We start from the raw sequence: 26360 nt of genomic DNA, 5'->3' as shown, positions 1-26360 counted from the left end.
GCCACTACTGCCGACTGCAATTCAGATCAAGGAATCGTGTAGTCGCTCGCACTCATCCATGATCGACAGGCCGATTTCCGAATGGTAGTTGTGATCGAGCGACTCCATCATTTCATGCGCCGTAAACAGCCCGGCCTCGCGTGACAGGCTGGCTTCAACCTGACGTGCCAACTGGTCGGAGAGTTCGGAAAGCCGCTTGCGTTCATCCATCGGCAAGGAGCGCTTCGAACGCGACAGCCAGTCGGCACAGAGCGTGGCGCCCTGTCCGACGGTCAGCCACTGCCCGTGTTCATAAAATGCCGCAAGCCGCTCGGCAACCAGGGCGTAAATCAGGGCGACACGAGTCCCCTTATCGTTCGATGGCAGGTGTTCGGTTTTCTTCAGAATCATCCGGCGATTATGACCCGGATTGCTGATAAGACTCAAAAACCCGCGTTTTGCCATCTCGCTCGACCAGCAGCACCGAATAAGCATCGCGCCGCCCTCGGTAAGCCGGGCCATCCATCCCGGGCGAACCGACCGGCATGCCCGGCACGGCAAGTCCGAGCGCCGCCGGTTTCTCACTCAGCAAGCGACGGATTTCACGGGCCGGGACGTGTCCTTCAAGCACATAGCCAGCCACCAGCGCCGTGTGGCATGAGCCGAGTTGCGCCGGCATGCCAAGACGGCGGCGTGCCGCCTCGTTGCCGCTATCGAACAGGCGAACCTGAAAACCGTTTTCCTTGAGATGCGCCACCCAATCGATGCAACAGCCGCAATTCGGATCTTTCCAGACATCGACCACGGGCGGCGAAGCCTTCGCCCAAGTAACAGCCGGTGCCAGTGTGAGCGCAGCCAGGCCGAGCAGCACGCTGCGACGGGTCAAATTCAATGAGTCCATGTGATCTCTCCCTGGCTTATTGCATCACGGCCCGCGCCTGCAGGGCCTTTTTGCCCGGCAGTTGGACATTGATCAGCAGCTTGGCACCGCTGGCAACCGGCCCAACCCCCTGCAACAAATTGCTGCCAGCCGGCGCAAGCGTTATGTCATTTTTGACCGTTCCGGCCAGCACCGTCAGCCTGCCACTCGCCCCGGCCGTATCAACCGGTGCTCCATGGCTGGTGACATAGACCGTCAATTTGCCATCCCGGGCGACGATCTCGAATTGTGCTTCGCCGGCCTCGGCGTGGATGCCGCCATGTTGCGGCTGGCCGTGCTCGGCATGAGCCAGGGCCGGCGAAGCACCGAACAAAAGGAAAAAAACGATGGATGCTGCGGTCAACAGAGTTTTGAGGTTCATCTTGATCTCCTGAGAAAAATATTTAGCAGACGATGTGAGTACAAAAGATGTGAGTACAAAAACGGCCATTACAGAGCCTCGCGACTTTCCTGTGCAGCCAGGCGTTCAGCCGCTTTTCGTCCGAACAGCCAGAACAGCGCCGGGGTAATGAAGGTATCGAGCAGAGTCGAGCTGATCAGGCCGGAGAAAATCACCACGGCAACCGGATGCAGGATTTCTGTACCCGGCTGTTCGGCTTCAAAGAGCAGCGGCGCCAGCGCGAAAGCGGCAACCAACGCGGTCATCAGCACCGGTGTCAGACGCTCAAGCGAACCACGGACGATCATCGGCAGCCCGAAGACTTCGCCTTCGAAGCGCATCAGGTTGAGGTAATGGCTGATTTTCAAAATGCCGTTGCGCGTCGCGATGCCGGCCAGCGTGATGAAACCGATCAGTGCCGCGACCGACAGCGGCTGGCCGGACAGCCACAACCCCAGCACGCTGCCGACCAGCGCCAGCGGCACGTTGGCCATGATCAGTCCGGCGAGCAATGCAGATTGATAGCGGCTGAACAGAACCATGAAGATCAGCACGGTCGACCCGATCGCCAGCAAGGAAATCAATTTCGCCGCTTCCTCCTGCGCCTGGAACTGCCCGCCCAGCGTGATGAAATAACCTTCCGGCAAAGGGAAATCGGCGACCGCCGCACGTAATTCGGCGACCACATCGGACAGCGCCCTGCCCTGCGCATTGGCCGAGATGACGATGCGCCGCCGTCCTTCGTCGCGGGTGATCTGGTTCGGCCCGTCGGCATCTTCGATGCTGGCCAGTTTGGACAGCGGAATGCGGCCGCCCGGCGTTTCGACCAGCAGGTTTTTCAACCCTTCGAGCGAACGGGCCGACTCAGGCAGACGGACGACCAGATCGAAGCGCCGGTTGCCTTCGACAATCTGCGTCACCTTTTCGCCATCAACCAGCGTCTGCAGCGTGCGCGTCAGCTGGGCCGTCGAAATGCCGTAGCGCGCCGCCGCATCGAAATCGACCCGCACCTTGATTTGCGGCGCGAGCACCTGCTTTTCAATTTCCAGATCGGCCATGCCGTCGATTTTGGCCAGCCGCTCACGCAACAATCCAGCCTGGGCGCGCAGGGTATCGAGATCTTCACCAAACAGCTTGATGGCCATCTGCGCCCGCACGCCAGACAGCATGTGGTCGATCCGGTGGGCAATCGGCTGACCCAGACTGAGGCTGGCCGGCAGATCTTTCAAGCGCTGGCGAATGTCGGCATAAATCGCTTCCTTCGGTCGACCGCCGGATTTAAGGCGAATTTCCAGCTCGGTGACATGAACACCCTCGGCATGCTCGTCGAGTTCGGCCCGGCCGGTGCGACGACCAAGGTGCTCGATTTCAGGCAGGCTGCGCAGGGCGGCCTCAGCCGTTGTCGCAATCCGGATCGATTCGGACAAGGTGGCGCCCGGATTCAGGCGCAGGCCGAGCGTGATCGAACCTTCATTGAACGGTGGCAAAAAAGTGGTTGGAAAAAATGGCACGGCCAGTATGGCCAGCACAACGGCCGAACCGGCCAGCGCAATCGGCAGGCGCGGTGCGTGCAGCACTTTTTCCAGCGCCTGGCGGTAAGCCGCCTTGAGCCGGATGACCAGATGCGTTTCACCGTGATCATGCGCCACCAGTGCCGGCAGCAAGTAAGACGACAAGACCGGCGTGACAACGACCGACACGATCAGCGAAGCCAGGATCGAAACAATGTAAGCCACACCGAGCGGCACGAACAGGCGCCCTTCTATCCCCGGCAAGGCAAATAGCGGAACGAAGACGAGTGCAATGATCAAGGTGGCGTACACAATCGCGGTACGCACTTCGAGTGAGGCATCAATCACCGTCCGGAACACCGAATACGGCTCGCCACGGGCAGCCTTCTCACGCAAGCGACGCAGGATATTCTCGACATCGACCACGGCATCGTCGACCAGTTCGCCAATCGCAATCGCCAGACCGCCCAGGGTCATGGTATTGATCGACAAACCCAGCCACTTGAAGACCAGTACTGCGATCAGGATGGACAGCGGAATGGCGGTCAGCGAAATCAGCATGGTGCGCAGATTGCCGAGGAAGAAGAAAAGCACGCCGGCCACCAGGCAACCGGCCATCAGCAATTTCAGCTGCAGGTTGCCGATCGACGACTCGATGAAATCGGCCTGGCGGAAAATCACCTTCGGTGCCGACATCCCTTGCGGCACGCTGCCTTTAAGGTCGGACAACGCGCTTTCGATGCGTTTGGTCAGGTCGACCGTATCGGCCGTCGGCTGCTTCTGGATACTGAGCAACACCGCCGGGACACTGCCTTTTTGATCGCTGAAGCCACCGTCACCGCGCTTGATCGCCGCTGAAAAGCCGACCTCGGCCACCTGGCGAAGCAGAATCGGCTGTCCCTCGCGGGCCGTCAGGGCCAGATTCTTCAAATCATCCAGACGGGCGCTGCGCCCGAGGTGGCGAATCAGGTATTCACGACCATTCAGTTCGAGGAAGCCACCGGAGGTGTTGGCCGCAAACCCTTTGACCGCCGCTTCAATCTGATCGAGGCCGATCCCCAATGTCGCCATGCGCTGGGTGTCGGGTTGCACCTGGAATTGCCGCACTTCGCCGCCCACCGGAATCACTTGCGAGACGCCGGAAATCGCCATCAGGCGCGGCCGCAACACCCAGTCGGCGTATTCGCGGGCGGCCTTGGCATTGACTGAATGGCCGGCGCTTTCCCCGACAATCGGGATCGCCACCAGCATGATTTCACCCATGATCGACGACACCGGCCCCATCCGCGGCTGGATACCCGGCGGCAACACCGATTCGAGCGCCGACAGGCGTTCACTGACCATTTGCCGGGCGCGGTAGATATCGACACCCCAGTCGAAACTGATATAGACAAAGGACAACCCGGCACTCGATACCGAACGGATGCCCGACACACCGGACAAGCCGCTCATCGTCGTTTCGAGCGGAAAACTGATCAACTGCTCGACTTCTTCCGGCGCCATGCCGCCCGACTCGGTCATCACCGTGACAGTCGGTTTGTTCAGATCGGGAAAGACATCGACCGGCAAACGGGTCGCCTGAATGCCGCCCCAGAGCATCAGGACAACGGCGGCGACCAGCACGAACAGCCGGCTGGCAAGACTTTTTTCAACAATCCACTGGAACATGTCGGCGCTCCTAGCGAATCTGCGAAATCAGGCTGGCGCCCTGAATCACGACGCGCTCATCAGGCTTCAAACCGGCGCTGACCAGCACCTGAACCCCGTCGAGCGGCTGTGTCTGGACAACACGGGCCTCAAAACGCTCCGGCTGGGCCTTGACCCAGACAATCGTCTGATTTGCCGCATTGCGCGTCAGGGCAGCCATCGGCAATGGCATGCCGCGCAGCATCGTCTTCATCCTGACCTGGATCTTGACCGGCTGACCCAGCGGCAGGGTCAATCCGGCACCGGTGGCATGGTTTTCGAAAATCAAGGGCAAGGCTTGTTCACGCAGGCGGCGCGGCGCACCGACATAACTCAGCCTGACGCTGCGCTCACCGAGGGCAACCGTCGCCTCGGCCACCTGATCGAGCGCCAGCGGATCATAGGCAGTCGCTTCGATATGCAGGCTATCCGGATCGATGATCTCGAAAATCAACTCGCGTGGCTCAACCACCTGACCGACGACCGCATTACTTGCCGCCAACACCCCGCCAACCGGCGCCACCAGGGCTTCACGCCCCGACAAGCCACCGCCAACAGCGGCCAGCCGGCCTTTCAGACTGGCGACCTCGCTTTCCGAGGCTTCGATTTCCTTCTTGGGCACCGTATCCGCCAGTTCATGCAGACGATTCAGACGTTTTTCAGCCAGCCCGAGACTGGCCTTCAACTCGGCCAGCAGGGCTGACTGGTTGGCGCGCTCAATGGCCCCGGCCGAAGGCACGACCCAAGCCAGCACCTCGCCTTTTTTCACCTTGCTGCCGGCAGCCGGCAAACCATGCGGTCCGGCAGCTTCGATACGGCCCGGAATCATCGCCTGAACCCGACCGCCGAGATGCGGGTCCATGATCACCCGACCGGGCAGTTCGATACTTTTCGGCAATTCCGCCTCGGCGGTTTTCAGGGTTAAAACCCCCATGCCACGCTGCGCCGACTTGGGCAGGAAAATAGCGCCATCCGGCAGACGCAGCGGCGAATTCCCCAGCACGGCAGCCGGTTTTTTTTCATCGTCATGCCCTTCGTGCGCCATGACGGACAGATTGATGCCGGCAAGCAGCACGGCGAAAACGATAGCCCGGCTCATTTGGCGGCTCCTTTGCGAAAGCGGCTCAGGATCAGCAGGCCAAGCAAGCTGATCAATACGGCCACGCCGGCCAGTACGCTCCCCCAGCCATCGACCTTGATTGCCGCGGTCGACTCGGCGTGCACATCAAGATTCAGACTGAGCAGATCGCTTTCCTCGCCGGCCACCAGGGTCACGCCAAGCAGATGCTCTCCGGGCTGGCGCAGGGTCTTCAGCCATTCGCCATCAGCCACCAGGTAATCGCCCTGCGCCGGACGAAAAACAGCCTTGCGGCTCACCCCGCCCTGCTCGATTTCAAGCTGGGCACCGAGCACAGGAGCGTTGCTGTCACTGCGGTCGACATAAAAGACAAAGCCTTCCGACTCAAGCCGCCCGACGACTTCAAAACTGTCGCTTTCCGCCTGCGCGACGGGAATTTCCCCGGCAGTGGCGTATCCATTGCTGGCCAGCAGCCATGCTGCGGTCAACAAGCATAAATAACGTAATTTCATCAGATAACTCCTTATTCCGGCAGCAGGCCAAGACTCTGGCGCAATTGCGAGATGGTCAGGGCCAGCGCGATGCGCGTCCGACCCAATGCCCGTTCGGCCTCAAAAGCCTCGCTTTCGATGCGCAAGCGCGTCGGTAGATCGCTTTCGCCAAGGCGGAATGATTTTTCGTAAAACCCGCGGTTCTCCAGTGCCAGGCGACGACGCTGCTCGGCGGCCGAGAGTTGCTGCCGGGCGGCAGCAAGTTGCAATTGCACGGCGGCGGTTTCGCGTGTCATGCGCTCCTGCTCGCGTTCAAGCTCGATGCCCAGTTCGATGGCTTCGGCATTGGCCGTCGCCACTCTTGCATCCTGACGCGGGCCGGATGAGAACGGAATGCGCAAGGCCAGCGCCCAGGTCTGATCGACCGGTTCGCCGGTGGCGCTGCGGTCGCGCCGCGTTGACAAGGCGATTTCAGGATTGGCCCGGGTCTGGGCGCGCGCCAGATCGACATTGCGGCGAGCCACTTCAAGCCTCGCCTGAAGTGCCTGCAGCGCGGGATGCCGGGTAGCGGCGCCGGCCGGTACAGGCTCGGGCTGGACATTCGCCGTGTCGACCGGCTGGCCGGTCAGGCTTTCAAGGCGATAGCTGGCCGTCAACTGCTGGGCCAGCGCTTCGGCCTGCAATGCCTGGGACTGCGCCAGGGCACCTTCCGCCTGGTTCAGATCGGCACGCGACAAATCACCCGCGGCAAAACGGCGGGCCACATCATCGCGCAAGCGTCGGGCCGCATTCACCCGTTCGCCAGCCAGTGCGGACTCATTTTCGGCCAACTGCCAGTTCCACCAGGTTTCGCGGAAAAGCTGGGCCAGACGCAGACGCAGGCTTTGTTCACGACCATTCAGGGCCTGCCCCTCGGCTTCGGCCAGTGCCTGACTGCTACTGCGCTCACCGGGTAGCCAGAGCGGCAAGACCAGGCCGACTTCATGTTCCTGGGCGCCATTGCGTTGATTGAAACGATCGCTGCGCGTCGCCAGTTCAAGACTCGGCGGTGTCGCGGTCCACGCACTGGCCGCGCGCATTTGCGCCGCCACGCCACGTTCGCGCTCAGCCAGGGCGGCCGCAGCCGGCTGACGTTGCCAGGCTTGTTCAAACACCTGAGCCAGGCGCGTTTCGGCCAGCACAGGCAGGCTGATTGACCAACTTAAAACAATAACAGGTGCGATGCAGAAAAGGCTTCGCATGGGGATTCCTCCGGTTGCAAGATTCGAACAACCGGCGGCATGCCGCATCAGGCCCGCAAAGGGCCTTCAAACATCAAGGGAAATGGGCAGACCGCCGCGGATCAGGCGGCGAATCTGGGCGGGCGTTCGAGCCCTTCGGGAATGCGCGAGGAAAACCGGTCGGTTTGACCGTTGACCGCGAAAAGCCGCGGCAAAGGCAAAATCGGCGTCGAAATGCTCGTGATTCCGCCACTCATGTGCCCCAATACGTGGCCGGGACAACAATGGTGGCGAAGATCGTCGCACGGTGCTGCCGCATGGCTGTCACAGCCATCGCAGTCGGCGTGCGCTTCATGCGCCATATGCACATCCTGATCGGCGACCGCCATTTCTTCGTGGCCGACTGTCGCGGACACTGCTTCCCAGCCGAAACTCGGCGCGAAGACGGTGACCAGCATGACGAACAGCATGGCACGAGAGAGGGAGCGAATCAGGGAACGCATGGCGGCAATGTAACAGAAGTGTGGATTTCTGAAACCCACACGGATCAAAAGTTCTGTCTGTTACAAACGTCCGGTTCGGTCAGGTCAACCTGCCCTGCCCCGCGCCGCGTGCGCCTTGCGATAGCTGTCGATCAGCCGCTGGTGGCGGTCGAGACCTTCAAGCTGCATATTGGTCGGCGCCAGGCCATGGAAACGGAGACTGCCATCGACCGAGCCGAGCACGGCATCCATGCGTTCGTTGCCGAACATGCGGCGGAAGTTGGTTTCGTAGTCTTCCAGTTCCAACTCGTCATCGAGCAGCACTTCCAGCACCACATTGACCGCCTGGTAGAACAGGCCGCGCTCGGCGGTGTTTTCGTTGTACTGCAGGTAGGCTTCGACCTGTTCCTTGGCGGCTGCGAAATCCTGCAACGCGAGATTGATCAACAGCTTCAACTCCAGAATCGTCAGTTGGCCCCAGTCGGTGTTCTCGTCGAACTCGACGCCGATCAGCGTGATGATATCGGTGTAGTCGTCGAGTTCGCTCTCTTCCAGGCGCTCCAGCAAGGCTTCCAGCGCCGCATCGTCGAGACGGTGCAGGTTCAGGATGTCTTCGCGGAAGGCCAGCGCCTTATTGGTGTTGTCCCAGATCAGGTCGTCGACCGGGTAGATTTCCGAGTAGCCGGGCACCAGGATGCGGCAAGCGTTGGCGCCGAGCTGGTCGTAGACCGCCATGTACACTTCCTTGCCCATGGCTTCGAGGATGCCGAACAGCGTGGCGGCTTCATCGGCGTTGGAGTTTTCACCCTGGCCGGAGAAATCCCACTCGACGAAGTCGTAATCGGCCTTGGCACTGAAAAAGCGCCAGGACACAACGCCGCTCGAATCGATGAAGTGCTCGACGAAGTTGTTCGGTTCGGTGACAGCGTTGCTCTCGAAGGTCGGCCGCGGCAGGTCGTTCAGGCCTTCAAAGCTGCGGCCCTGCAGCAGCTCTGTCAGGCTGCGTTCGAGCGCCACTTCCAGGCTGGGGTGGGCGCCGAAGGAGGCAAACACGCCGCCGGTGCGCGGGTTCATCAGGGTCACGCACATCACCGGGAACTGGCCGCCGAGCGAGGCGTCCTTGACCAGCACCGGGAAACCCTGTTTTTCCAGTTCGGCAATGCCGGCGACGATGCCGGGGTATTTGGCCAGCACCTCGGCCGGCACGTCGGGCAGCGCGATTTCGCCTTCGAGGATTTCGCGTTTGACGGCCCGCTCGAAGATTTCCGACAGGCACTGCACCTGCGCCTCCGCCAGCGTGTTGCCGGCGCTCATGCCGTTGCTCAGGAATAGGTTGTCGATCAGGTTGGTCGGGAAATACACCGTTTCGCCGTCCGACTGGCGCATGTAGGGCAGCGCGCAGACGCCGCGCTCGGTATTGCCGGAGTTGGTATCAAAAAGATGTGAGGCGCGCAGTTCACCGTCCGGGTTGTAGATTTCCAGCGTGTAGTCGTCGAGCAGGCCCTTGGGCAACGCATCCTTCTTGCCGGGCTTGAACCAGCGCTCATTCGGGTAATGCACGAAGGGCGCGTTGGCGAATTCCTCACCCCAGAACTGATCGTTGTAGAAATGGTTGCAGCTCAGGCGCTCGATGTACTCGCCCAGCGCCGAAGCCAGCGCACTTTCCTTGGTCGCCCCCTTGCCGTTGGTAAAGCACATCGGCGAATGCGCGTCGCGGATGTGCAGCGACCAGACGTTGGGCACCAGGTTGCGCCACGAGGCGATCTCGATCTTGATGCCCAGCCCGGCGAGCAGGCCGGACATGTTGGCGATGGTCTGTTCCAGCGGTAAATCCTTGCCGGCGATGAAAGTCTGCGTCTCGGCATCCGGATTGATGGTCAGCAGCGCCTGCGCGTCGGCATCCAGATTCTCGACTTCCTCGATGATGAACTCCGGGCCGGTCTGCACGACCTTTTTCACGGTACACCGGTCGATGGAGCGCAAAATGCCCAGCCGGTCCTTGGCCGAAATATCCGGCGGCAACTCGACCTGGATCTTGAAAGTCTGCTGGTAACGGTTTTCCGGATCGACGATGTTGTTTTGCGACAGGCGGATGTGTTCGGTCGGAATATTGCGCGTGTCGCAGTACAACTTCACGAAATAAGCCGCACACAAGGCCGACGAAGCCAAAAAGTAATCGAACGGTCCCGGCGCCGAGCCATCACCCTTGTAGCGGATGGGCTGATCGGCGATGACCGTAAAGTCGTCGAATTTGGCCTCGAGACGAAGTTTGTCGAGAAAGTTGACCTTGATTTCCATGCGGGGCTTCCAAAATGGCGTTCAAAACGAATTGGCCGCCATTATCCGGGTTTCCCGATTGGAAAACTGAGCTTCTTGGCAGTTTGAAGCGCCAGGAAACGTTGACTGTGCAGCGGCTCCAGCGGCTGATTTTCGAACGATGCCGCCTTGGCGCAGAAACTCAGTGCTTTGAAATCTTTTTCAACCTGACAGAAAACCAGAACTTGCTTCCTTGCCCGTGAATGCTCTCACAACCCGTTTCACCGCCCAGAGCCTCGGCGATTTTTCGAGTCATCGCCAGCCCGATCCCCAGGCCGCCAAAACGCCTTGTCGTTGAGTTGTCGACCTGCTCAAAAATATTGAACAGTCGGGGCATGTCTTCCGGCTGGATACCCAATCCCGTGTCTTCGACTTCAAAGCGAATCAGGAAGCTCAACTCGTCTTCCCGCATCACAACGACACTGAGTCCAATTTTCCCGACCTGGGTGAAACGTAGCGCATTGGCAAGGTAGTTCTTCAAGGCCAGGTGAACATGCACTTTGTCCCCGATGACGACAGGAAGGGAAGTAATGTCATGCGCTTCCAGCACAAGATTTTTTGCAGCGGCTTCGGGCTGGAATTGAGCCAACGCTGCGCTGACCAGTTCATGCAGATCGATGATTTCTTCAGACAAGTCGAGGCTACCAGACTCGATCTTGGTCAATTCAAGTACTGCATCGATCAGCGAGGTCATGCGCTGGACAGCCGAAACCAGATTATTGATGCGATCTGTCTGGCGTTCAGTCACGGCCTCTCTGCCCAACAAACGAGTCAAGCCTTCGATCTGGTGCAACGGCGTTCGCAACTCATGACTCATGTTTGAAAGGAAGGCACTTTTCGCCTTGCTTGCCACCTCGGCTTCCTTGGCTTTATCCGCAAGCTCGGTATTGAGCCGGTCGCGCTGCTCAAGTGCATTTTGAAGAGCGTCATTGAGTTGATTGCGTTCGAACAAATCGCTGGCAACCTTTTGATGAGCGCGATAAGCACGATAACTGGCCGACACGCTGAGCAAAATGGTCAATAGCGCCAAACCGACGATGATCATCAGATTTTGCTGCGAATTGCCCAGATAATCCTGTGTCGCAAGCCCGACGATGACATAGAAGGGATAGCTACCCACTTTGCGGTATGCATTGCTTCGCTCGATACCATCCAGGGCTGTCGTCGCGATGTACTCCCCACCATCCGGCCTGTTGGCAACAATCTCTTTCAACTCGGCTGATACATTTTTGCTGCCAACGGCATTCCTGGTATCCGGAACCCGGTGCACCAACGCAAAATCTGTCGTGCGTATAGTTGCAGCGCCATTCGACCCCAGGGCAATCGCCGATAAGGATTTTTCGAGCTGGCTTGTTTCCAGATTGGCGTAGATGACGCCCGCGAACGATCCATCGGGCTTGTTCAAGCGGCGGGCAAAGATAACCACCCATTTTTGAGAGATGCGAGCGAACAGGGGACCGTCAACAATCAGCTTGCCGTTAAAAGCAGGATCATCGCGGGCTTTCAAAAAATAAGCGCGATCACTCAGGTCAATTCGCGGCGAGATCGGAACATCGTGACCAAAACGCACGATACCGTGCTCATCCATGATGCGGATGCTATCGACCTCTGGCGTTACAGGCTCAAGACTATTGAGGTAATTATTGAGCTCGACAGATTTGAACGGCCCCGGAATGTGCTGGTGCTGGTGAAAAAGAGCGCCGGACTGAAGGGCAATATCGATTTTATCGAACAGGTTGCTGGTGTTCTGGGCCAGGAGTTGAACGATATTGTTCGTCGCAACCTGGGCTCGTTCGAGATGACGTTGCTTTTCAAAATAAAAAGCAAATGCGGCAAGACTGGTGACAAACAGAATCACGACCATCGTGCCAGCTGAATACGGCAACCAATCACGCTTTCCTGCGTTCATTTCGATGCCCCAAATGTCATTTTTTCAAATCCTACGCCGAAGCCTAAAACCCGCATAGAGGGGATTTGAAAGAACTCAAACCAGCACGACTTTGACCTTTGAACGGTGGTTTGCATTGGCGCTATACGCTGGCGACTGCGAGTCAGCCACCATTGTGATTGATGGCTGATCTTGGTGGCGGAAAGTGACGGGGTCTGAGCCGCTGTTACCGCTCAACCCTTCAATGGATCAGTGCTGGGTGTCTGAGTAGAGCGGTCACTCGGCACGAATATTCATAGGCAGCTGTTCGGTCTTTTCGGACGTTCAAGATTTTGGCTGTTTAGGTCTGCATCACCCTATAGACCAGTCGTTCAACAGAGAAACAATTTGAGCGGCAAATTTACCCCCCTGTGAAACTCAAGCAATCAGCCTATCGTTTGATAACGACAATGGAATACAGTAGACCTATTAACAGGTATAGGGGCTGAAGCGATGACACAAGAAAAAAATACTGCGGACCTCCGGCTGGATCGACCTCTACGAACAGGCGAGGCGTTAGTGGGGGACCTGTTGGATCGAGGCGGTTTTGTAGCCCAAGTCTCTCAAGTTTTGCGGCGTATTTCGCCCAAAGCAGGGCTTGTGGTCTCCATTGAGGGAGCGTGGGGAAGTGGCAAAACCTCTTTGCTAGCGATGCTTGAAGAGTTGTTGAACGCTGAGCCGGGAAAACAGCGGGCGGTGGTTGTTCATTTCAATCCGTGGCTGGTTGGCGATCGCGATGCCTTGTTGCGACAGTTCTTGGCAAGTATTGCCAAAGCTGTCAAATTGACCGATCACGCAAAAGCGGGAAAGCAAGTCGCCAAAGAACTCAATACTTATTCAAAGGCGTTCGACGTCCTGAAGTTAATTCCCGGTGCAGAGCCGTGGGCCAGCATCATCAAATCGGTGGTGGAGTCTGTTGGTAATGCCAGCGAGGCGGTCTTCGAATATAAGACCCCAGACATTGAAGCGAGGAAGGTGGCTTTGGAAAACGCTCTGCGAAAGTTTCCTCAGCGCATCGTCGTTCTGCTCGACGACCTCGATCGTTTGTACCCAGCCGAGGCCTTTGAGATGGTTCGCATCATCAAGGCAGTAGGAGATTTGCCGAACGTGGGCTATGTACTCGCCTGGGATGAGAAGTACGTTAGTGCCGCGTTGGATAAGTTGAGCGTGCCGTTTGCTGCAACTTACCTAGACAAAGTGGTACAGGTGAGGTTGCCTGTGCCACCGCTGTCTTTTCCTCAACGCGTCGCCCTAATGAACAAAGCCTTGGGGCGACTGGCAAAGGAGGCACAAGATTCCCACTTTCCAGGGGATGACGAGCGCCTTGGGGCGCTATTCCATAATGGATTGAGTGAACTGATTGAGCAGCCACGGGATATCGTTAGGTTGTTCGATGTTGTTTGCTCAATTGAGCCTGGTTTACGTGGCGAAATTCATCTAGCCGATATTTTGGGTTTGGCAACCTTGATGATCAAGGCACCCGCAGTCTTCGAACTACTTAACCGAACCCCGCAGGCGTTTGTCGGAAGACGGCCAGGATCTCGAATGGAGTTCCGCGATGTCAAAGAAGTTGTTCAGGTTCATGCGGCAGAACGTGATGCAGCCATCGACAGGTATCCACATGCAAAAGCCATTCGGGATGTCGTGCACTGGCTATTTCCGCAGACAGCCAAAGCCGACGAGGCTTTCACCTTCGGGCGGATTGAGTTTGGCGAAGGGCATTTAGCTTCCCCTGATCGCTTGCTTGTGGCTTTACACCTTAGTACCCGACCGAATGACCTTAGTCTTGTGCGCATCAGGCAGTACCTCTTCAACCCTACCAAGCGCGCCGAAATTGCCGCTTCGCTTCAGCCAGATAATTGCATTGATTTCGTTGCCCAATTGGGCAACATGGCAGAGGGGCTGGGTAATGATCTGGCCATTGATGCTGAGAGTCTGGCGATAGATATTGCTCGACTTGTTGAAGGCGAGGCATTCGTTCGTCGGGCAAGGGAGCGCATCGATGTCTTTTCGATGAGAGCTGAGCGTGTTGCGGTGCAAGCGATCGGACAACTGGCCAAACGCTTGCCCGAACAGGCTTCCATGAGCTTGGCTGAACGCATTTTGAGCGACGAAATGGCTGTGTCGGTGGCAGCAAGAATCGCAATCATGAATTTTATTTCCGATGACCGCGATCAATTGGATTACCTCAACGTTGAGGCAGAGCATCGTGAATCAGCCTTGGATGCCTTTGCCAATAATGTAGAACGCGAGGCTCAGGACGGCAATCTGTTTGCTAGGGCCACACCTGACCTCATTTTGTGGGTTCTGACGCGATTAAGACCTGAACGCTGCAAACTTGCGTTTGAAGCAATTCAGCAAACCGACCCAACGTTGGACAATTTCGTCGAGGCCATGTTGAAGGGATCATTCGACAGTCACAAAGGGCAGAGCTATAGATTGCCGAAAGACCTCCAAGAGCTTGGGAATTTTGTCGCCATCGACCTATTGAAGCTGCTCGCGGCGGAACGACTGAAAGATGAGACGTTGGATTATCCCGTCAAGGCAGCTTGGCGTGCATTGCTTGAAGAGAAAAGTATTTATGGGAAGGACGGATCAGAAAGCCGCGACTAACTTCCGATGCCAAAATTCTGATGTTTTGCATCGCCGTTGCTGTTGCTCGCAATACTGCGGTACGGATGTTTACCACCATATGCCAGCCGTTGGCGCCAAGGCGCGAGAGTGACCGCCTTGGCCGAAATGCGCGTGTTGGCTTTCAGGCAAGCTTTCCAAGCGAAGCAGCCAGTCAAATAACTACTAGCAGAAAAGGCGACCATCCGCAGTTAGCCGAACACCGCCCTGCCCTTCAAACAGACATCCAATCCACTCCATCCCTCAGGCAAGGCACGCCGAGAGTTTGCGATGACAACTTCTGCCCGAAAAAACTGAGGGATACCCAGTATCTCTGGTGGGAAGAGCTACCATCCTCGGCGATCCGCCGCTACGGGTTAGACATTCCTGTCTCGCCCGTAACGGTGAAGACACAGCCGTTCAGGTCACCAGGTCAAACCACGACCAGCGTCTGGCGGCCGTACCATTCTTCGCCGGCCGGCAGGCTGACCGGCTTGCGGGCAATCGCCGCTTCGACGCAGAGCATGTGGCGCCAGCCATCCGGCGCCATGTCCTTGAGCTTGGCGCACTGATCGACCCACGGGTTCCAGACCACCACATCCGGATAGCCCTGGCTCTGGATGGCCAGACTGAGGTTGGCCGCCTGGAGCAGTTGCGGGCGCTTGACGTTGTGGTAAACGCGGTCGGTTTCGCGGTCGACGCGCAATTCCGTGCCGGTTTCACGAATCACGACGTCGCCATTTGCCGCATCGCGATAGTCATGGCCATAGAGGCCTTCGAGCGCAACGTCTTCAACCTGGGTCATGCGCAGGTAGGTGTGCAGTGCGCCGGTGAACTCGAATGCCTCGCCGCCGGTGTTTTCGACACAGAATTCCAGATCGATACGATCGGCCTCGAGCATGATGGTGATCTCGGCGCGGAAGGGGTGCGGCCAGAGGGCGCGGGTTTCTTCGTCGTCGGAAATCTCCAGCGTGACCAGCGCGAAATCGTCGGCATGACGCTGATCGTTCAGTTTCCAGGCCTTGGTGCGTAGAAAGCCATGCTTGGGCAAGTCACCCAGATTGGAAAACTGCGGGAAGCAGACAGGAATGCCGCCGCGAATCGCCACGCTGCCGTCAAACACGGCACGCTCGGAGAGAAAGATGCGCTCGCGGCCATCCTGCGTCACCCACGACAGCACCTGGCCGCCAAGCAGGCTGACCGTCACGGTAGTGCCTTGCGGGCCGTTCAGGCGAACGGCGTCGATGCCGTGGAACTGGATGGTTTCAATGGAAGTTTTCATGCGTCTCCGGTGCCTTGGGCACAACGTAAAGGTTGGGGCGAACATGCAGGATTTCGACATCGTGGCCGAGCAGCGTAACGCTACCCGAACGCCGGTTGTCACCCGTGTCGCTGTATTCAAAAAGGTAGACGCGGCGCAGCCTGAGCTGGCCGGCATCATCGCGGGCCAGGCTGGCGCGCTGGCCGACGACGGTTTCATCGAGGAATTGCAGGCCCTCTTCGGCACAAGCGCGCTGGGCCGCCTGAATGCCGATCTCGCGGGCTTTCAGGGTATCCAGCCAGAGCCAGATGCCGGATCCGGCGAGCAACAGGAAAATGGTTTCGTAAATAGGCATGGCGGCGAAGTATACTGCGCCCATGCTCAGTTACCGCCACGCCTTTCACGCCGGCAACCACGCCGACGTACTCAAACACCTGATCCTGCTGCAGATCGCCGAATACATGGGCGAGAAACCAGCACCTTTCTGGATTATCGACACCCACGCCGGCGCCGGCCGCTACACGCTGGAGTCGGCCCACGCCACCAAGCTCGCCGAATTCCGCGACGGCGTCGGCCGCCTGTGGGATAAAAAGGGATTGCCGCCTGCTGCGGTCGACTACCTAGAATTCGTCAAAATGCTCAATCCGGACGGCCAGTTGCGCCACTACCCGGGTTCGCCCTGGCTGGCCAGCCAGATGCTGCGCGAAAGCGACCGCCTGCGCCTGTTCGAACTGCACAGCACCGATATCAAGCTGCTTCAGGAATGCTTCAAGACCGGTGGCCGCAAGATCAGCGTCACGGCCGGCGACGGCTTTGCCGGCCTCAAGGCCCAGTTGCCGCCACCCTCACGTCGCGCCCTGGTCCTGATCGACCCGTCCTACGAAACCCGCGAAGACTACCAGGCCGTGGTCAAGGCCATGCAGGACAGCCTGAAACGCTTCCCGACCGGGACCTACGCCATCTGGTATCCGATGCTTTCCAAGCTCGATGCGCGCCAGTTACCGGGCAAGCTGAAGAACCTCGGTGCCAAGAACTGGCTGCACGCCACGCTCGAAGTCAAAGCTGCCGCCCGCGACGGTTTCGGCATGAACGGCAGCGGCATGTTCATCATCAACCCGCCGTGGACGCTGGAACGCAAGCTGCACGAAACCCTGCCCAAACTGACCGAACTGATGGCTCAGGGCGAAGGTGCGAAATACACGCTGGAAAGCCAGACCGACTAAGCCAGCCACTGCCCGGCACCCACCCGACTCCCTGCCCGCCTGGCGCGCAGGGAGTTTTCAATTCAGGGCTTCCCCTGCTCGGCCGAAGCATCGTAAAAACGACGCAGCGAGGCATAGCGTTCAGCGCGCACAGAGCGTACCCGACGCATCGCCTGCTCGACAGGCACCCCCAACTGAACAAGTACCTCGGCGGCAATCATCAAGCTGCCTTCGAGCACTTCGGGCACCACTTCGGTCGCCCCTGCCGACTTCAGCCGCGCCACCGCACCTTCGTCGGCCACCCGAACGACAATCGGCAGCGCCGGGAAATCCTGGCGAATCAGGCGAACGACGCGCTCGGCAGAATGCACGTCATGATAGGCGACCACGACACCACGCGAGCGCGACAAGCCAGCCGCCTTGAGCACTTCGGGGCGATCGGCACTACCAAACAGCAGTACGCCATGCGGTGGCGCTGCCTGCTTGACCGTGGCGGGATTGAGATCAAGCGCCACAAACGAGATTTCCTCGGCAGAGAGAAAGCGCGCCACGCGCTCGCCTGTTTTGCCGTAACCGCAAATAATCACGTGCTGATCCATCGAAAAGGCACCCACCGCAATATCGTGGATCGCTTTGGCCTTGTGCGCCCAGTCGCCCTTGGCCAACTGTCCGGAAAGACGCGTCGCCCATTCGATCAGGAAGGGAGCGACGAACATCGAAATCAACATGGCCGATAACGTCACCTGGAAAACGTCGTCACCGATCAGTTTGAGTTCAAAACCCAGCTGGATCAGGACCAGGCCAAATTCGCCAGCCTGCGATAACTGCGCCGCAGTCCGCAAGCAAACATCCAGCGAACTGCCGGTCGACCGCGACAACAGTAGGACCACGGCTGCCTTGCCGCCGATCAGCAGAAAAACAGCGAGTAACAGCAAGGGGATGTGCGACAGGACATACGACAGATCAAGCATCATCCCGACGGTGACAAAAAACAAACCGAGCAGGATGTCGCGAAATGGCCGGATATCGGCCTCAACCTGATGCCGATACATCGTCTCGGAAATCAGCATGCCGCCGATAAACGCGCCCAGCGCCAGCGAAAGTCCGGCCGCATGCGTTGCATAACCGAGGGCCAGAACGATCCACAAGGTCGTCAGGACAAACAACTCTTCCGAGCGACGATGCGCCACCAGATCGAGCAGCATTCTCAGCGGGCGTTTGCCAAGTCCGATCAGCACGGCCAGAACCACAATGGTTTGAGCGGCGGCAATCAGGATGGCCTGTCCCAGATCATCCTGCGGACGCGCCAGCGCCGGAAAAAGAATCAGACAGGGAACCACGGCAATGTCCTGGAACAGCAACACGCCCATGGTTTGGCGTCCGGAGCGGGAATGCAACTCGAACCGCTCGGAAAGCATGCGGGCGACAATGGCAGTCGAAGACATGGCGACGGCCATGCCGACCACCAGCCCGGATTCCCAGCGCTGGCCATAACCGAACAAGGCCACGGCCGTCGTTGCTGCCGCGGTCAGCAAAACCTGCCCACCGCCAAAACCGAGCACCATGGATTGCATGGCGCGCAATTTGCCAATGCTGAATTCCAGCCCGATCGAGAACATCAGGAAGGCCACGCCAAACTCGGCCAGCGTTTCGACCTCGGCAGTTTCCGACAACAGCTTCAGACCGTGCGGCCCCAGTGCGATCCCTATGGCCAGATAAGCCAGCAAGGAGGGAAGACGACACTTGCGGGCGACAAAGACAACCACCAGTGCTGCGCTGAGCAGCATGAGAACGACCAGGACAGTATTCGATTGCATGAGCCGAAGTATCGCATCCAGCGGCCATTCCGGCCACGCCCGCGCCGGACAGGCCGGCGAATCAGCCTAGGCGGGTATATTTTTCGCGTGAGCCGAAGGCTTTGTCGACCGGGTACTTCGCGGCGTTTTTGAGCAGCTTGGCCTGCGCCGCCTCAATGAGGTCGATGCCGCTTTTGTCGGCAATCAGCAGCAAGTAGAGAAGCACGTCGGCGCACTCATCGCTCAGTGCTTCGCGGCTGGCCGGGTCATCCGGCAAGGCATCGATTTCGACATCGCTTTTCCATTGGGTCAATTCGAGTAACTCACTCGCCTCAAGGTTGAGCGACAAAATCAGGTTGCGCAACGTATGGAACTGCCGCCAGTCGCGGGCATCGCGAAAGGCCAGCAATGCTGCGGTCAACGCATTCAAATCACTCATTTTGCAATTCCGTCGGTTCAATTGATGCCGATGATGCCAGCCTGCGCAGCCGCCGGCAATGCCGCTAAAATGCGGCGACTCCATCGTTTCGAGAACTGCACCATGCCCCGAATTTCGCTCAATGCTCAAATCCTGACCGGCTGCCTGTGCGGCATCGCCTGGGGATTGTGGCTAACGACGCAAGGCCAGGCGCCGCTCGTCGGGCAAACCTTGTATGGCGCCAAAATGGTCGGCAATCTGTTTCTCGATCTGCTGCGCATGGTGCTGGTGCCGCTGGTGTTTTCGTCGATTGTTGTCGGGGTGGCCAATTTGCGTGCCCACCAGCAAATGCATCGCGTATGGACGACGACTCTGGGCTTTTTTGCGCTGTCGATGGCGCTGGCCATCGTCCTTGGCCTGGCTGCCGCCGAAATTTTTCGCCCTGGCGAAGGCCTGCAACTGGCCATGTTCGCCGACGCAACGCGGGATTACCAGGCGCGCCAGATGCCCCTGCCCGACTACATCGCCCAGTTTCTCCGCGGCCTGTTCCAGAATCCGTTCAAGGCACTGGCCCAGGGCGACATTCTGGCGGTCGTGATCATCGCGCTGTTTCTCGGCATCGCATTGGTCATCGGCGGCGAGCGCTACAAAAACATTCGCCTCGTCATCCAGGAACTGCAGGAACTTTGCCTGTTGATCGTCGGCTGGATCATGCGCCTGGCGCCGCTCGGCATCGCTGCACTACTGCTCCAACTGGTCGCGACGCAGAACAGCGCCTTGCTCGGCAGCCTGATCCATTTCATCAGCGTGGTGATCGGCACCACGCTGTTTCACGGGATTGTCGTGCTGCCGCTGCTTCTCTGGCTGGTCACCCGGATGTCGCCGCTGCGTTTCTGGCACGGCTCGCGAGATGCCCTGGTGACCGCCTTTGCAACCAGTTCGAGCGCCGCCACACTGCCGATCACGCTGCGCTGCACCGAGCAGCACCTGCATGTCAAAAAAGACATCGCCAATTTTGTCGTTCCACTCGGTGCCACGGTCAACATGGATGGCACGGCACTTTACGAAGCCGCCGCCGCGCTTTTCGTTGCCCGGCTGGCCGGCATCGAACTCGACCTGGCGCACCAGCTGATCATCTTTTTCGTCGCCATGCTGGGCGCCATCGGGGCGCCGGGCATTCCCAGCGTCGGCATGCTGAGCATGGTGCTGGTGCTCGAATCAGTCGGCCTGCCAACCGCCGCCATCGCCATCCTGCTGCCGATCGACCGCATCCTCGATACCGTACGCACGGCGGTCAATGTCGAAGGCGACATGGTCGGCAGCCTGATCGTGCAAAAACTGACGGACAAGCCGACAACCGTAAACGCCTAGCGTCGGCCGAACTGGAATTCGAAGCGGTTGCCTCGGGCATCCGTGCCCCGGCCTTCAAACGAGCGGCAGGTACGCGCCTGCCATTCGAAGGAAATTTCCCGCCCGTCCGTGCAACGTAAAACGCCATCGCCCGATTCGCCTTCGCAACTGCCGGGCTGGGGCGATTGCCTGGGGGGATGAGCAGTCCCGTCACAGCTCAGTCCATTGCTGCCGGCCAGTACGAAACGACCGCCACCCAACGAGCCTGGATAAGCCTTGCCACGCAACGACCCGGACACGTCGCTCAAGCTGCCCTGCGCAAAATAGCCAAAGGCACAAGCCTGCAGGCTCAAGGCAGAGAACAGCAAAAGGAAGGTTTTGTTCACGAGGCAGATCCGGCTTTTTCAGGGATAATCGATATTTTTACACCCTTTCGACGCCGCCCGTGAATCCGCATCTCGCCCAACTCCAGCCCTACCCTTTCGAAAAGCTGCGCGCGCTGTTCGCCGGCGTGACCCCGAACCCGCAATACAAGGAGATCAAACTCTCCATCGGCGAACCGCAACACCTGACGCCGCCTTTCATCATGGAAGCCCTGGCCAAGGGCCTGAACGGTCTGGCCAACTACCCGACGACGCAAGGCATCCCGGCGCTGCGCCAGGCCATTGCCGCGTGGTGCGATCGCCGCTACGGATTGACGCTGAACGCCGAGACCGAGATTCTCCCGGTCAACGGCTCGCGCGAGGCACTTTTCTCCTTCGCCCAGACGGTGATCGATCCGAGCCGTGGCCACGTTCCGCTGGTCGTCAGCCCGAACCCGTTCTACCAGATCTACGAAGGTGCCGCCTACCTGTCCGGCGCTGAACCCCGTTTCCTGAACAACCTGCCGGACAATGATTTCGCTTTTGACTACAGCGAACTGTCCGAAGAAGAATGGGCCCGCGTCCAGTTGTTCTACGTCTGCTCGCCGGGTAACCCGACCGGCAAGGTACTGTCGCTGGAAGACTGGAAGACGCTGTTCGCCCTGTCCGACAAATACGGCTTCATCATCGCCTCCGACGAGTGCTACTCGGAAATCTATTTCGACGAAGCCAATCCGCCGATCGGTGGCCTGCAGGCTGCCAAGCTGCTCGGCCGCAGCAACGAACGGCTGGTCATGTTCTCCAGCCTGTCGAAGCGCTCCAACGTGCCGGGCATGCGTTCCGGTTTCGTCGCCGGTGACGAAAAAATTATCAAGAAATTCCTGCTCTATCGCACCTACCACGGCTGCGCCATGGCCCCTCCGGTGCAGACCGCTTCGGTCGCCGCCTGGAACGACGAGGCGCACGTGCTCGACAACCGCAATCAGTACCGCGAAAAATTCGCTGCCTGCACGCCGCTGATCGGCGAAGTGCTCGGCACTGCGATGCCGGATGCCAGCTTCTACCTGTGGGCAAAAACGCCGATCGCCGATACCGAGTTCGCCCGGGGTCTGCTCGAACACTATAATGTCGTGGTTCTGCCCGGCAGCTTCCTTGCCCGTGAAATCCGGGGCGTCAATCCCGGTGCCAATTTCGTTCGCATTGCGCTGGTCGCTTCACTCGATGAGTGTCTTGAAGCCGCCGGCCGTATTCGTCAATTCGCCCAACAACTGTAATCAGAGAGAAAAACATGAGCCATCCGCTGCAAAACACCATTGATGAACTCTGGGAACGCCGCACCGAGCTGTCCCCGCAATCCGATGCCGCCACCGTGGGTGCCATCGAGTCGGTCATTGCCGACCTCGACGCCGGCAAGCTGCGCGTTGCCGAAAAAATCGGCGGCGACTGGGTGACCCATCAGTGGATCAAGAAAGCCGTGCTGCTTTCTTTCCGCATCCGCGACAACCGCGTTCAGGATGGCGGCGATGTTCGCTTCTACGACAAGGTGGATACCAAGTTCCAGGGCTGGACCGAAGAGCAGTTCCGTCAGGGCGGCTTCCGCGTCGTACCGGGCACCATCGTGCGCAAGGGTTCCTACGTCGCCAAGAATGCCGTGCTGATGCCGTCCTTCGTCAACATCGGCGCCTACGTCGATGAAGCCACCATGGTCGACACCTGGGTGACCGTCGGTTCCTGCGCCCAGATCGGCAAGAACGTTCACCTCTCCGGCGGCGTCGGCATCGGTGGCGTACTTGAACCGCTACAGGCCAACCCGACTATCATCGAAGACAACTGCTTCATCGGCGCCCGTTCGGAAGTCGTCGAAGGCGTCATCATCGGTGAAAACTCGGTACTGTCGATGGGCGTGTACATCGGCCAGAGCACCCCGATTTACGATCGCGAAACCGGCGAAGTGACCTACGGCCGCGTGCCGCCGGGTTCCGTTGTGATCAGCGGCACCTTGCCGAAGGCCAATGGCGCCTACAGCCTGTACGCTGCGATCATCGTCAAGAAGGTTGATGCCCAGACGCGCTCCAAGACCAGCATCAACGAACTGCTGCGCCCGTAAGCGTTAAGCCCAGGCCCCCGGAGGTCCAGAGATGATTCTCGACAAGCTGTTTCAGCTGATGTCGGAAAAGCAGGCGTCGGATATTTTCATATCCGCCGGCACGCCGATCCACATCAAGATTCAAGGCAATACGATGCCGATCAATCAACAGGTGATGCTGCCTGACATGATTGAGAAGATCGCCTACGAGTTGATGTCGCAGGATCAGATCAAGACCTTCGAGGCAACGATGGAGATGAATCTCTCCTTCGGCGTTCCCCAGGTTGGCAATTTCCGGGTCAATGTTTTCCGCCAGCGCGGCTCGGTCAGCATTGTTGTCCGCTTCATTCTCGGCAACATTCCTGAACTGGCTTCGCTCGGCATGCCCGGCGTACTGACCGAACTGATCATGGAAAAGCGTGGCCTGATCCTGATCGTCGGTGCGACCGGTTCGGGCAAGTCAACGACCATCGCCTCGATGCTCGATTACCGCAATGCCAACCGCAACGGCCATATCCTGACCGTCGAAGATCCGATCGAATACCTGTTCAAACACAAGAAATCGATCGTCAATCAGCGTGAAATCGGCATGGATACGATGGATTGGCACACGGCGCTGAAAAACGCCATGCGTCAGGCGCCGGACTGCATCCTGATCGGCGAAATCCGCGACAAGGACACCATGCAGGCGGCCATTTCCTATGCGCAAACCGGCCACCTCTGCCTCGCCACGCTACACGCCAACAATAGCTACCACGCACTCAACCGGATCATCAGCTTCTTCCCGGCCGAGAATCGTCCGGCGCTTTTCCTCGACCTCTCGGTCGCGCTGCGTGCCATCGTTTCGCAGCGCCTGGTCAAGAAACCGGATGGCCAGCGCGTGCCGAGTGCCGAGGTGATGCTCAACACCCGCCACATCAGCGAACTGATCGAGCGCGGCGAAGTCCAGGGCATCAAGGACGCCATGGAGCAAACGCTGGCACCGGGATCGCAGACCTTCGAGCAGGATTTGTTCCGCCTTTATCACGAAGGTGTCATCACCCTCGACGAAGCTTTGGCCAATGCCGATTCGCCGACCAATCTGTCGTGGCTGATCAACAACTCCGAGATCACTTCGACCACCATCGACCAGACGATCGACACCACGCTGGAATTCGACAGCACGACGCCGAGCGGCGCTTCCTTCAAGGATTTTGCGCTCAGCCTTTCCGACTCCGACTAAAAAGACCCGATGTCCGACTCCACCCTTGAACTGCTCAAGCAGATCATGGCCTGCCCGTCCGTTACCCCGGATGACGCCGGCTGCATGACCATCATCGAAGCGCGCCTGAAGCCGCTCGGTTTTGTCATCGAATACATCAACCGCAACGGCGTGACCAATCTGTGGGCGCGACGCGGCACGAGCAAACCGCTCTTCGTCTTCGCTGGCCATACCGATGTCGTGCCGACCGGCCCGCTGGAAAAATGGACCTCGCCACCGTTCGCCCCGGAAATCCGCGACGGCATGCTCTACGGCCGTGGCGCCGCCGACATGAAATCGGCCCTGGCGGCGATGTTGACCGCGACAGAGGCATTTGTCGCGGTCCACCCGGACCACCCCGGCTCGATCGCCTTCCTGCTCACCTCCGACGAGGAAGGCGATGCCAATGACGGCACCATCGCCGTCATCGAAGCGCTCAAGGCTCGCGGCGAAACGCTCGACTACTGCATCATCGGCGAACCAACTTCGGTCGACACGCTCGGCGACATGATCAAGAACGGCCGGCGCGGCTCGCTTTCCGGCAAGCTGACGGTCAAGGGCATCCAGTGCCACATCGCCTACCCGCACCTCGGCAAGAACCCGATCCACCTCGCCGCCCCGGCCATCGCCGAACTGGCCGCGACCGAGTGGGACCAGGGCAACGAATATTTCCCGCCGACCACCTGGCAAATTTCGAATATTCACGGCGGCACCGGTGCCACCAACGTCGTGCCGGGCAGCGTCGAGGTCAAGTTCAATTTCCGCTTCGCCACGGCGAGCACGGTTGAAAGCCTGCAACAGCGCCTGACCGGGATTCTCGACAAACACGGCCTGGAATACGACATCGACTGGACGCTCGGCGCCCGCCCCTTCCTGACCGGCCGCGGCCCGCTGGCCGAGGCAGCCATCGCTGCAATTCGCCAGACCTGCGGTATCGAGACCGAACTCTCGACCACCGGCGGCACCTCGGATGGCCGTTTCATTGCCGAGATCTGCGCCCAGCTGCTCGAAATCGGCCCGGTCAATGCGACCAGCCACAAGATCGACGAATCGGTCGACATCCGCGCCCTGCCGCAACTGTCCGCCATCTACACCCACATCCTCGAACAGATTCTCGCCCAATGACCGATCCCGCCGCCCGCAGCGAACTCATCACCGTTCGCGACTACATCCGCTACGCGGTCAGCCGCTTTAATGGCGCCGGCCTGTTCTTCGGCCACGGCAGCGACAACGCCTGGGACGAAGCGGCCTATCTGACGCTGCACACACTCAACCTGCCGCTCGACCGCCTTGAACCTTTTCTCGATGCGCGCCTGCTGAGCAGCGAACGCGATGCCCTGCTCGACATTTATCGCCGCCGCTGCGAAGACCGCTTGCCGGCTGCCTACCTGACCAACGAAGCCTGGCTCGGCGAGCACCGTTTCTATGTTGACGACCGCGTCATCGTGCCGCGCTCCTTCATCGCCGAACTGCTGCTCGAACAACTGACACCATGGATCGAAGACCCGTGGGCCATCCACTCGGCACTCGATTTGTGCACCGGCTCCGGCTGCTTGGCGATCCTGACTGCCCTCGCCTTCCCTGAAGCTGAGGTTGACGCGGTCGACCTGTCGGAAGATGCCCTTTCCGTGGCTGAACGCAATGTCGCCGACTACCAGTTGCAGGGCCGGCTCAACCTGATCCACTCCGACGCCTTCAGCCAACTGGCCGGCAAGCGTTACGACCTGATCATCTCGAATCCACCCTACGTCAATGCCGAATCGGTCGACGCACTGCCACCGGAATATTTGCATGAACCAGAAATGGCGCTCGGCTCCGGCGAGGATGGCCTCGATTTCACGCACATCATCCTGCGCGAAGCGAAAAAGCACCTGACGCCGGACGGCATTCTGGTCGTCGAAATCGGCCACAACCGCGACGCCCTCGAAGCCGCCTACCCGAACCTGCCCTTCATCTGGCTCGATACCGAGGCCGGCGACGAATACGTCTTCCTGCTGCGTGCCGAAGACCTGCCGAACTAAGCTGC

24 protein-coding genes are annotated in these 26360 nt (G+C 59.1%); 9 read left to right on the top strand and 15 right to left on the bottom strand.

Translation table 11 applies throughout. The annotated features are described in order from the left end of the window. Positions 1-21: 21 nt before the first annotated feature. From KI614_RS07010 to KI614_RS06965, 10 genes are all read right to left on the bottom strand, one after another. The gene (locus tag KI614_RS07010; RefSeq protein WP_226408839.1) at positions 22-390 is read right to left on the bottom strand and encodes a hypothetical protein; all 369 of its coding nucleotides are present in this window, start codon (positions 388-390) and stop codon (positions 22-24) included. A 7-nt stretch (positions 391-397) separates the two neighbouring features. Continuing rightward, the gene (locus tag KI614_RS07005; protein ID WP_226408837.1) at positions 398-880 is read right to left on the bottom strand and encodes a DUF411 domain-containing protein; all 483 of its coding nucleotides are present in this window, start codon (positions 878-880) and stop codon (positions 398-400) included. A 16-nt stretch (positions 881-896) separates the two neighbouring features. Continuing rightward, positions 897-1280 (bottom strand): hypothetical protein, encoded by a 384-nt coding sequence (locus tag KI614_RS07000; protein ID WP_226408835.1) that lies wholly within the window; start codon positions 1278-1280, stop codon positions 897-899. Positions 1281-1348: 68 nt separating this feature from the next. Beyond that, entirely contained in the window at positions 1349-4477 is a 3129-nt protein-coding gene (locus tag KI614_RS06995; protein ID WP_226408833.1) for an efflux RND transporter permease subunit, read from the bottom strand. Positions 4478-4487: 10 nt separating this feature from the next. Then, on the bottom strand, positions 4488-5594 hold the full coding sequence (locus KI614_RS06990; protein WP_226408831.1) for an efflux RND transporter periplasmic adaptor subunit: 1107 nt from the start codon (positions 5592-5594) through the stop codon (positions 4488-4490). Beyond that, on the bottom strand, positions 5591-6085 hold the full coding sequence (locus KI614_RS06985) for a hypothetical protein (protein WP_226408828.1): 495 nt from the start codon (positions 6083-6085) through the stop codon (positions 5591-5593). The genes KI614_RS06990 and KI614_RS06985 overlap by 4 nt, the downstream gene beginning before the upstream one ends. An 11-nt stretch (positions 6086-6096) precedes the next feature. Continuing rightward, positions 6097-7305 carry a TolC family protein gene (locus KI614_RS06980; RefSeq protein ID WP_226408826.1) on the bottom strand — a complete coding sequence of 403 codons (1209 nt, stop codon included), beginning with the start codon at positions 7303-7305 and terminating at the stop codon, positions 6097-6099. Positions 7306-7406: 101 nt separating this feature from the next. Beyond that, positions 7407-7787, bottom strand: coding sequence for a hypothetical protein (locus KI614_RS06975; protein ID WP_226408824.1), 381 nt, complete (start codon positions 7785-7787; stop codon positions 7407-7409). A gap of 84 nt (positions 7788-7871) precedes the next feature. Continuing rightward, on the bottom strand, positions 7872-10064 hold the full coding sequence (locus KI614_RS06970) for an OsmC domain/YcaO domain-containing protein (protein ID WP_226408822.1): 2193 nt from the start codon (positions 10062-10064) through the stop codon (positions 7872-7874). Positions 10065-10224: 160 nt separating this feature from the next. Next, entirely contained in the window at positions 10225-11670 is a 1446-nt protein-coding gene (locus tag KI614_RS06965; protein ID WP_319002845.1) for an ATP-binding protein, read from the bottom strand. Between KI614_RS06965 and KI614_RS16400 the strand changes: the two genes are divergently transcribed. Next, entirely contained in the window at positions 11638-11958 is a 321-nt protein-coding gene (locus tag KI614_RS16400) for a hypothetical protein (protein WP_319002844.1), read from the top strand. The genes KI614_RS06965 and KI614_RS16400 overlap by 33 nt on opposite strands. A 504-nt stretch (positions 11959-12462) precedes the next feature. Beyond that, positions 12463-14622, top strand: a complete 2160-nt coding sequence (locus KI614_RS06960) for a P-loop NTPase fold protein (protein WP_226408820.1) — start codon at positions 12463-12465, stop codon at positions 14620-14622. A gap of 430 nt (positions 14623-15052) precedes the next feature. Here the strand turns inward: KI614_RS06960 and KI614_RS06955 are convergent, their stop codons facing one another. Beyond that, positions 15053-15901, bottom strand: coding sequence for a D-hexose-6-phosphate mutarotase (locus KI614_RS06955; RefSeq protein WP_226408818.1), 849 nt, complete (start codon positions 15899-15901; stop codon positions 15053-15055). After that, positions 15885-16259 (bottom strand): DUF3301 domain-containing protein, encoded by a 375-nt coding sequence (locus KI614_RS06950; RefSeq protein WP_226408816.1) that lies wholly within the window; start codon positions 16257-16259, stop codon positions 15885-15887. Before KI614_RS06950 ends, KI614_RS06955 begins: the two co-directional genes overlap by 17 nt. Here KI614_RS06950 and KI614_RS06945 point away from each other — a divergent pair. Beyond that, positions 16258-17103, top strand: coding sequence for a 23S rRNA (adenine(2030)-N(6))-methyltransferase RlmJ (locus KI614_RS06945; protein ID WP_203466310.1), 846 nt, complete (start codon positions 16258-16260; stop codon positions 17101-17103). The genes KI614_RS06950 and KI614_RS06945 overlap by 2 nt on opposite strands. Before the next feature lie 62 nt (positions 17104-17165). On the opposite strand, the gene KI614_RS06940 is transcribed toward KI614_RS06945, so the two are convergent. Beyond that, positions 17166-18899: a cation:proton antiporter gene (locus tag KI614_RS06940; RefSeq protein ID WP_226408814.1), complete on the bottom strand. Its 1734-nt coding sequence runs from the start codon at positions 18897-18899 to the stop codon at positions 17166-17168. A 61-nt stretch (positions 18900-18960) separates the two neighbouring features. Further along, positions 18961-19317, bottom strand: a complete 357-nt coding sequence (locus KI614_RS06935; RefSeq protein WP_226408812.1) for a nucleotide pyrophosphohydrolase — start codon at positions 19315-19317, stop codon at positions 18961-18963. Positions 19318-19419: 102 nt separating this feature from the next. Between KI614_RS06935 and KI614_RS06930 the strand changes: the two genes are divergently transcribed. Then, the gene (locus tag KI614_RS06930) at positions 19420-20667 is read left to right on the top strand and encodes a dicarboxylate/amino acid:cation symporter (RefSeq protein ID WP_226408810.1); all 1248 of its coding nucleotides are present in this window, start codon (positions 19420-19422) and stop codon (positions 20665-20667) included. Here the strand turns inward: KI614_RS06930 and KI614_RS06925 are convergent. Continuing rightward, positions 20664-21032 (bottom strand): hypothetical protein, encoded by a 369-nt coding sequence (locus tag KI614_RS06925; RefSeq protein ID WP_226408808.1) that lies wholly within the window; start codon positions 21030-21032, stop codon positions 20664-20666. The genes KI614_RS06930 and KI614_RS06925 overlap by 4 nt on opposite strands. 59 nt (positions 21033-21091) lie before the next feature. On the opposite strand from KI614_RS06925, the gene dapC reads away from it, so the two are divergent. Genes dapC through prmB form a run of 5 tightly spaced genes read left to right on the top strand, consistent with a single transcriptional unit; the run spans position 21092 to position 26355 of the window. Further along, positions 21092-22282: a succinyldiaminopimelate transaminase gene (dapC, locus tag KI614_RS06920; protein WP_226408806.1), complete on the top strand. Its 1191-nt coding sequence runs from the start codon at positions 21092-21094 to the stop codon at positions 22280-22282. Between the two features lie 14 nt (positions 22283-22296). Beyond that, a complete protein-coding gene (gene dapD, locus KI614_RS06915) occupies positions 22297-23115 on the top strand; it encodes a 2,3,4,5-tetrahydropyridine-2,6-dicarboxylate N-succinyltransferase (protein ID WP_226408804.1) in 819 nt (272 codons plus the stop codon). Positions 23116-23146: 31 nt separating this feature from the next. Continuing rightward, a complete protein-coding gene (locus KI614_RS06910; protein ID WP_203466303.1) occupies positions 23147-24316 on the top strand; it encodes a PilT/PilU family type 4a pilus ATPase in 1170 nt (389 codons plus the stop codon). Between the two features lie 9 nt (positions 24317-24325). Continuing rightward, a complete protein-coding gene (gene dapE, locus KI614_RS06905; protein WP_226408801.1) occupies positions 24326-25459 on the top strand; it encodes a succinyl-diaminopimelate desuccinylase in 1134 nt (377 codons plus the stop codon). Continuing rightward, positions 25456-26355: a 50S ribosomal protein L3 N(5)-glutamine methyltransferase gene (gene prmB / locus KI614_RS06900; RefSeq protein WP_226408799.1), complete on the top strand. Its 900-nt coding sequence runs from the start codon at positions 25456-25458 to the stop codon at positions 26353-26355. Before dapE ends, prmB begins: the two co-directional genes overlap by 4 nt. Positions 26356-26360: the final 5 nt, after the last annotated feature.

Origin of the sequence: Dechloromonas denitrificans, assembly GCF_020510665.1 — a bacterium.
GTDB classification, from domain to species: domain Bacteria; phylum Pseudomonadota; class Gammaproteobacteria; order Burkholderiales; family Rhodocyclaceae; genus Azonexus; species Azonexus denitrificans_B.
This window is presented reverse-complemented; position numbering and strand designations above follow the sequence as displayed.

Bases quoted from the DNA above. Each gene is read 5' to 3' on its own strand.
- KI614_RS06965 (WP_319002845.1), bottom strand. From the start codon at position 11,670: ATGGATGAGCACGGTATCGTGCGTTTTGGTCACGATGTTCCGATCTCG.
- KI614_RS06945 (WP_203466310.1), top strand. From the start codon at position 16,258: ATGCTCAGTTACCGCCACGCCTTTCACGCCGGCAACCACGCCGACGTA.
- KI614_RS06980 (WP_226408826.1), bottom strand. From the start codon at position 7,305: ATGCGAAGCCTTTTCTGCATCGCACCTGTTATTGTTTTAAGTTGGTCA.
- KI614_RS06970 (WP_226408822.1), bottom strand. From the start codon at position 10,064: ATGGAAATCAAGGTCAACTTTCTCGACAAACTTCGTCTCGAGGCCAAA.
- KI614_RS06995 (WP_226408833.1), bottom strand. From the start codon at position 4,477: ATGTTCCAGTGGATTGTTGAAAAAAGTCTTGCCAGCCGGCTGTTCGTG.
- KI614_RS07005 (WP_226408837.1), bottom strand. From the start codon at position 880: ATGGACTCATTGAATTTGACCCGTCGCAGCGTGCTGCTCGGCCTGGCT.
- KI614_RS06985 (WP_226408828.1), bottom strand. From the start codon at position 6,085: ATGAAATTACGTTATTTATGCTTGTTGACCGCAGCATGGCTGCTGGCC.
- KI614_RS06950 (WP_226408816.1), bottom strand. From the start codon at position 16,259: ATGGGCGCAGTATACTTCGCCGCCATGCCTATTTACGAAACCATTTTC.
- prmB (WP_226408799.1), top strand. From the start codon at position 25,456: ATGACCGATCCCGCCGCCCGCAGCGAACTCATCACCGTTCGCGACTAC.
- KI614_RS06955 (WP_226408818.1), bottom strand. From the start codon at position 15,901: ATGAAAACTTCCATTGAAACCATCCAGTTCCACGGCATCGACGCCGTT.
- KI614_RS07000 (WP_226408835.1), bottom strand. From the start codon at position 1,280: ATGAACCTCAAAACTCTGTTGACCGCAGCATCCATCGTTTTTTTCCTT.
- KI614_RS06960 (WP_226408820.1), top strand. From the start codon at position 12,463: ATGACACAAGAAAAAAATACTGCGGACCTCCGGCTGGATCGACCTCTA.
- dapE (WP_226408801.1), top strand. From the start codon at position 24,326: ATGTCCGACTCCACCCTTGAACTGCTCAAGCAGATCATGGCCTGCCCG.
- KI614_RS06930 (WP_226408810.1), top strand. From the start codon at position 19,420: ATGCCCCGAATTTCGCTCAATGCTCAAATCCTGACCGGCTGCCTGTGC.
- KI614_RS06990 (WP_226408831.1), bottom strand. From the start codon at position 5,594: ATGAGCCGGGCTATCGTTTTCGCCGTGCTGCTTGCCGGCATCAATCTG.
- KI614_RS06935 (WP_226408812.1), bottom strand. From the start codon at position 19,317: ATGAGTGATTTGAATGCGTTGACCGCAGCATTGCTGGCCTTTCGCGAT.
- dapD (WP_226408804.1), top strand. From the start codon at position 22,297: ATGAGCCATCCGCTGCAAAACACCATTGATGAACTCTGGGAACGCCGC.
- KI614_RS06910 (WP_203466303.1), top strand. From the start codon at position 23,147: ATGATTCTCGACAAGCTGTTTCAGCTGATGTCGGAAAAGCAGGCGTCG.
- KI614_RS06975 (WP_226408824.1), bottom strand. From the start codon at position 7,787: ATGCGTTCCCTGATTCGCTCCCTCTCTCGTGCCATGCTGTTCGTCATG.
- KI614_RS07010 (WP_226408839.1), bottom strand. From the start codon at position 390: ATGATTCTGAAGAAAACCGAACACCTGCCATCGAACGATAAGGGGACT.
- KI614_RS06940 (WP_226408814.1), bottom strand. From the start codon at position 18,899: ATGCAATCGAATACTGTCCTGGTCGTTCTCATGCTGCTCAGCGCAGCA.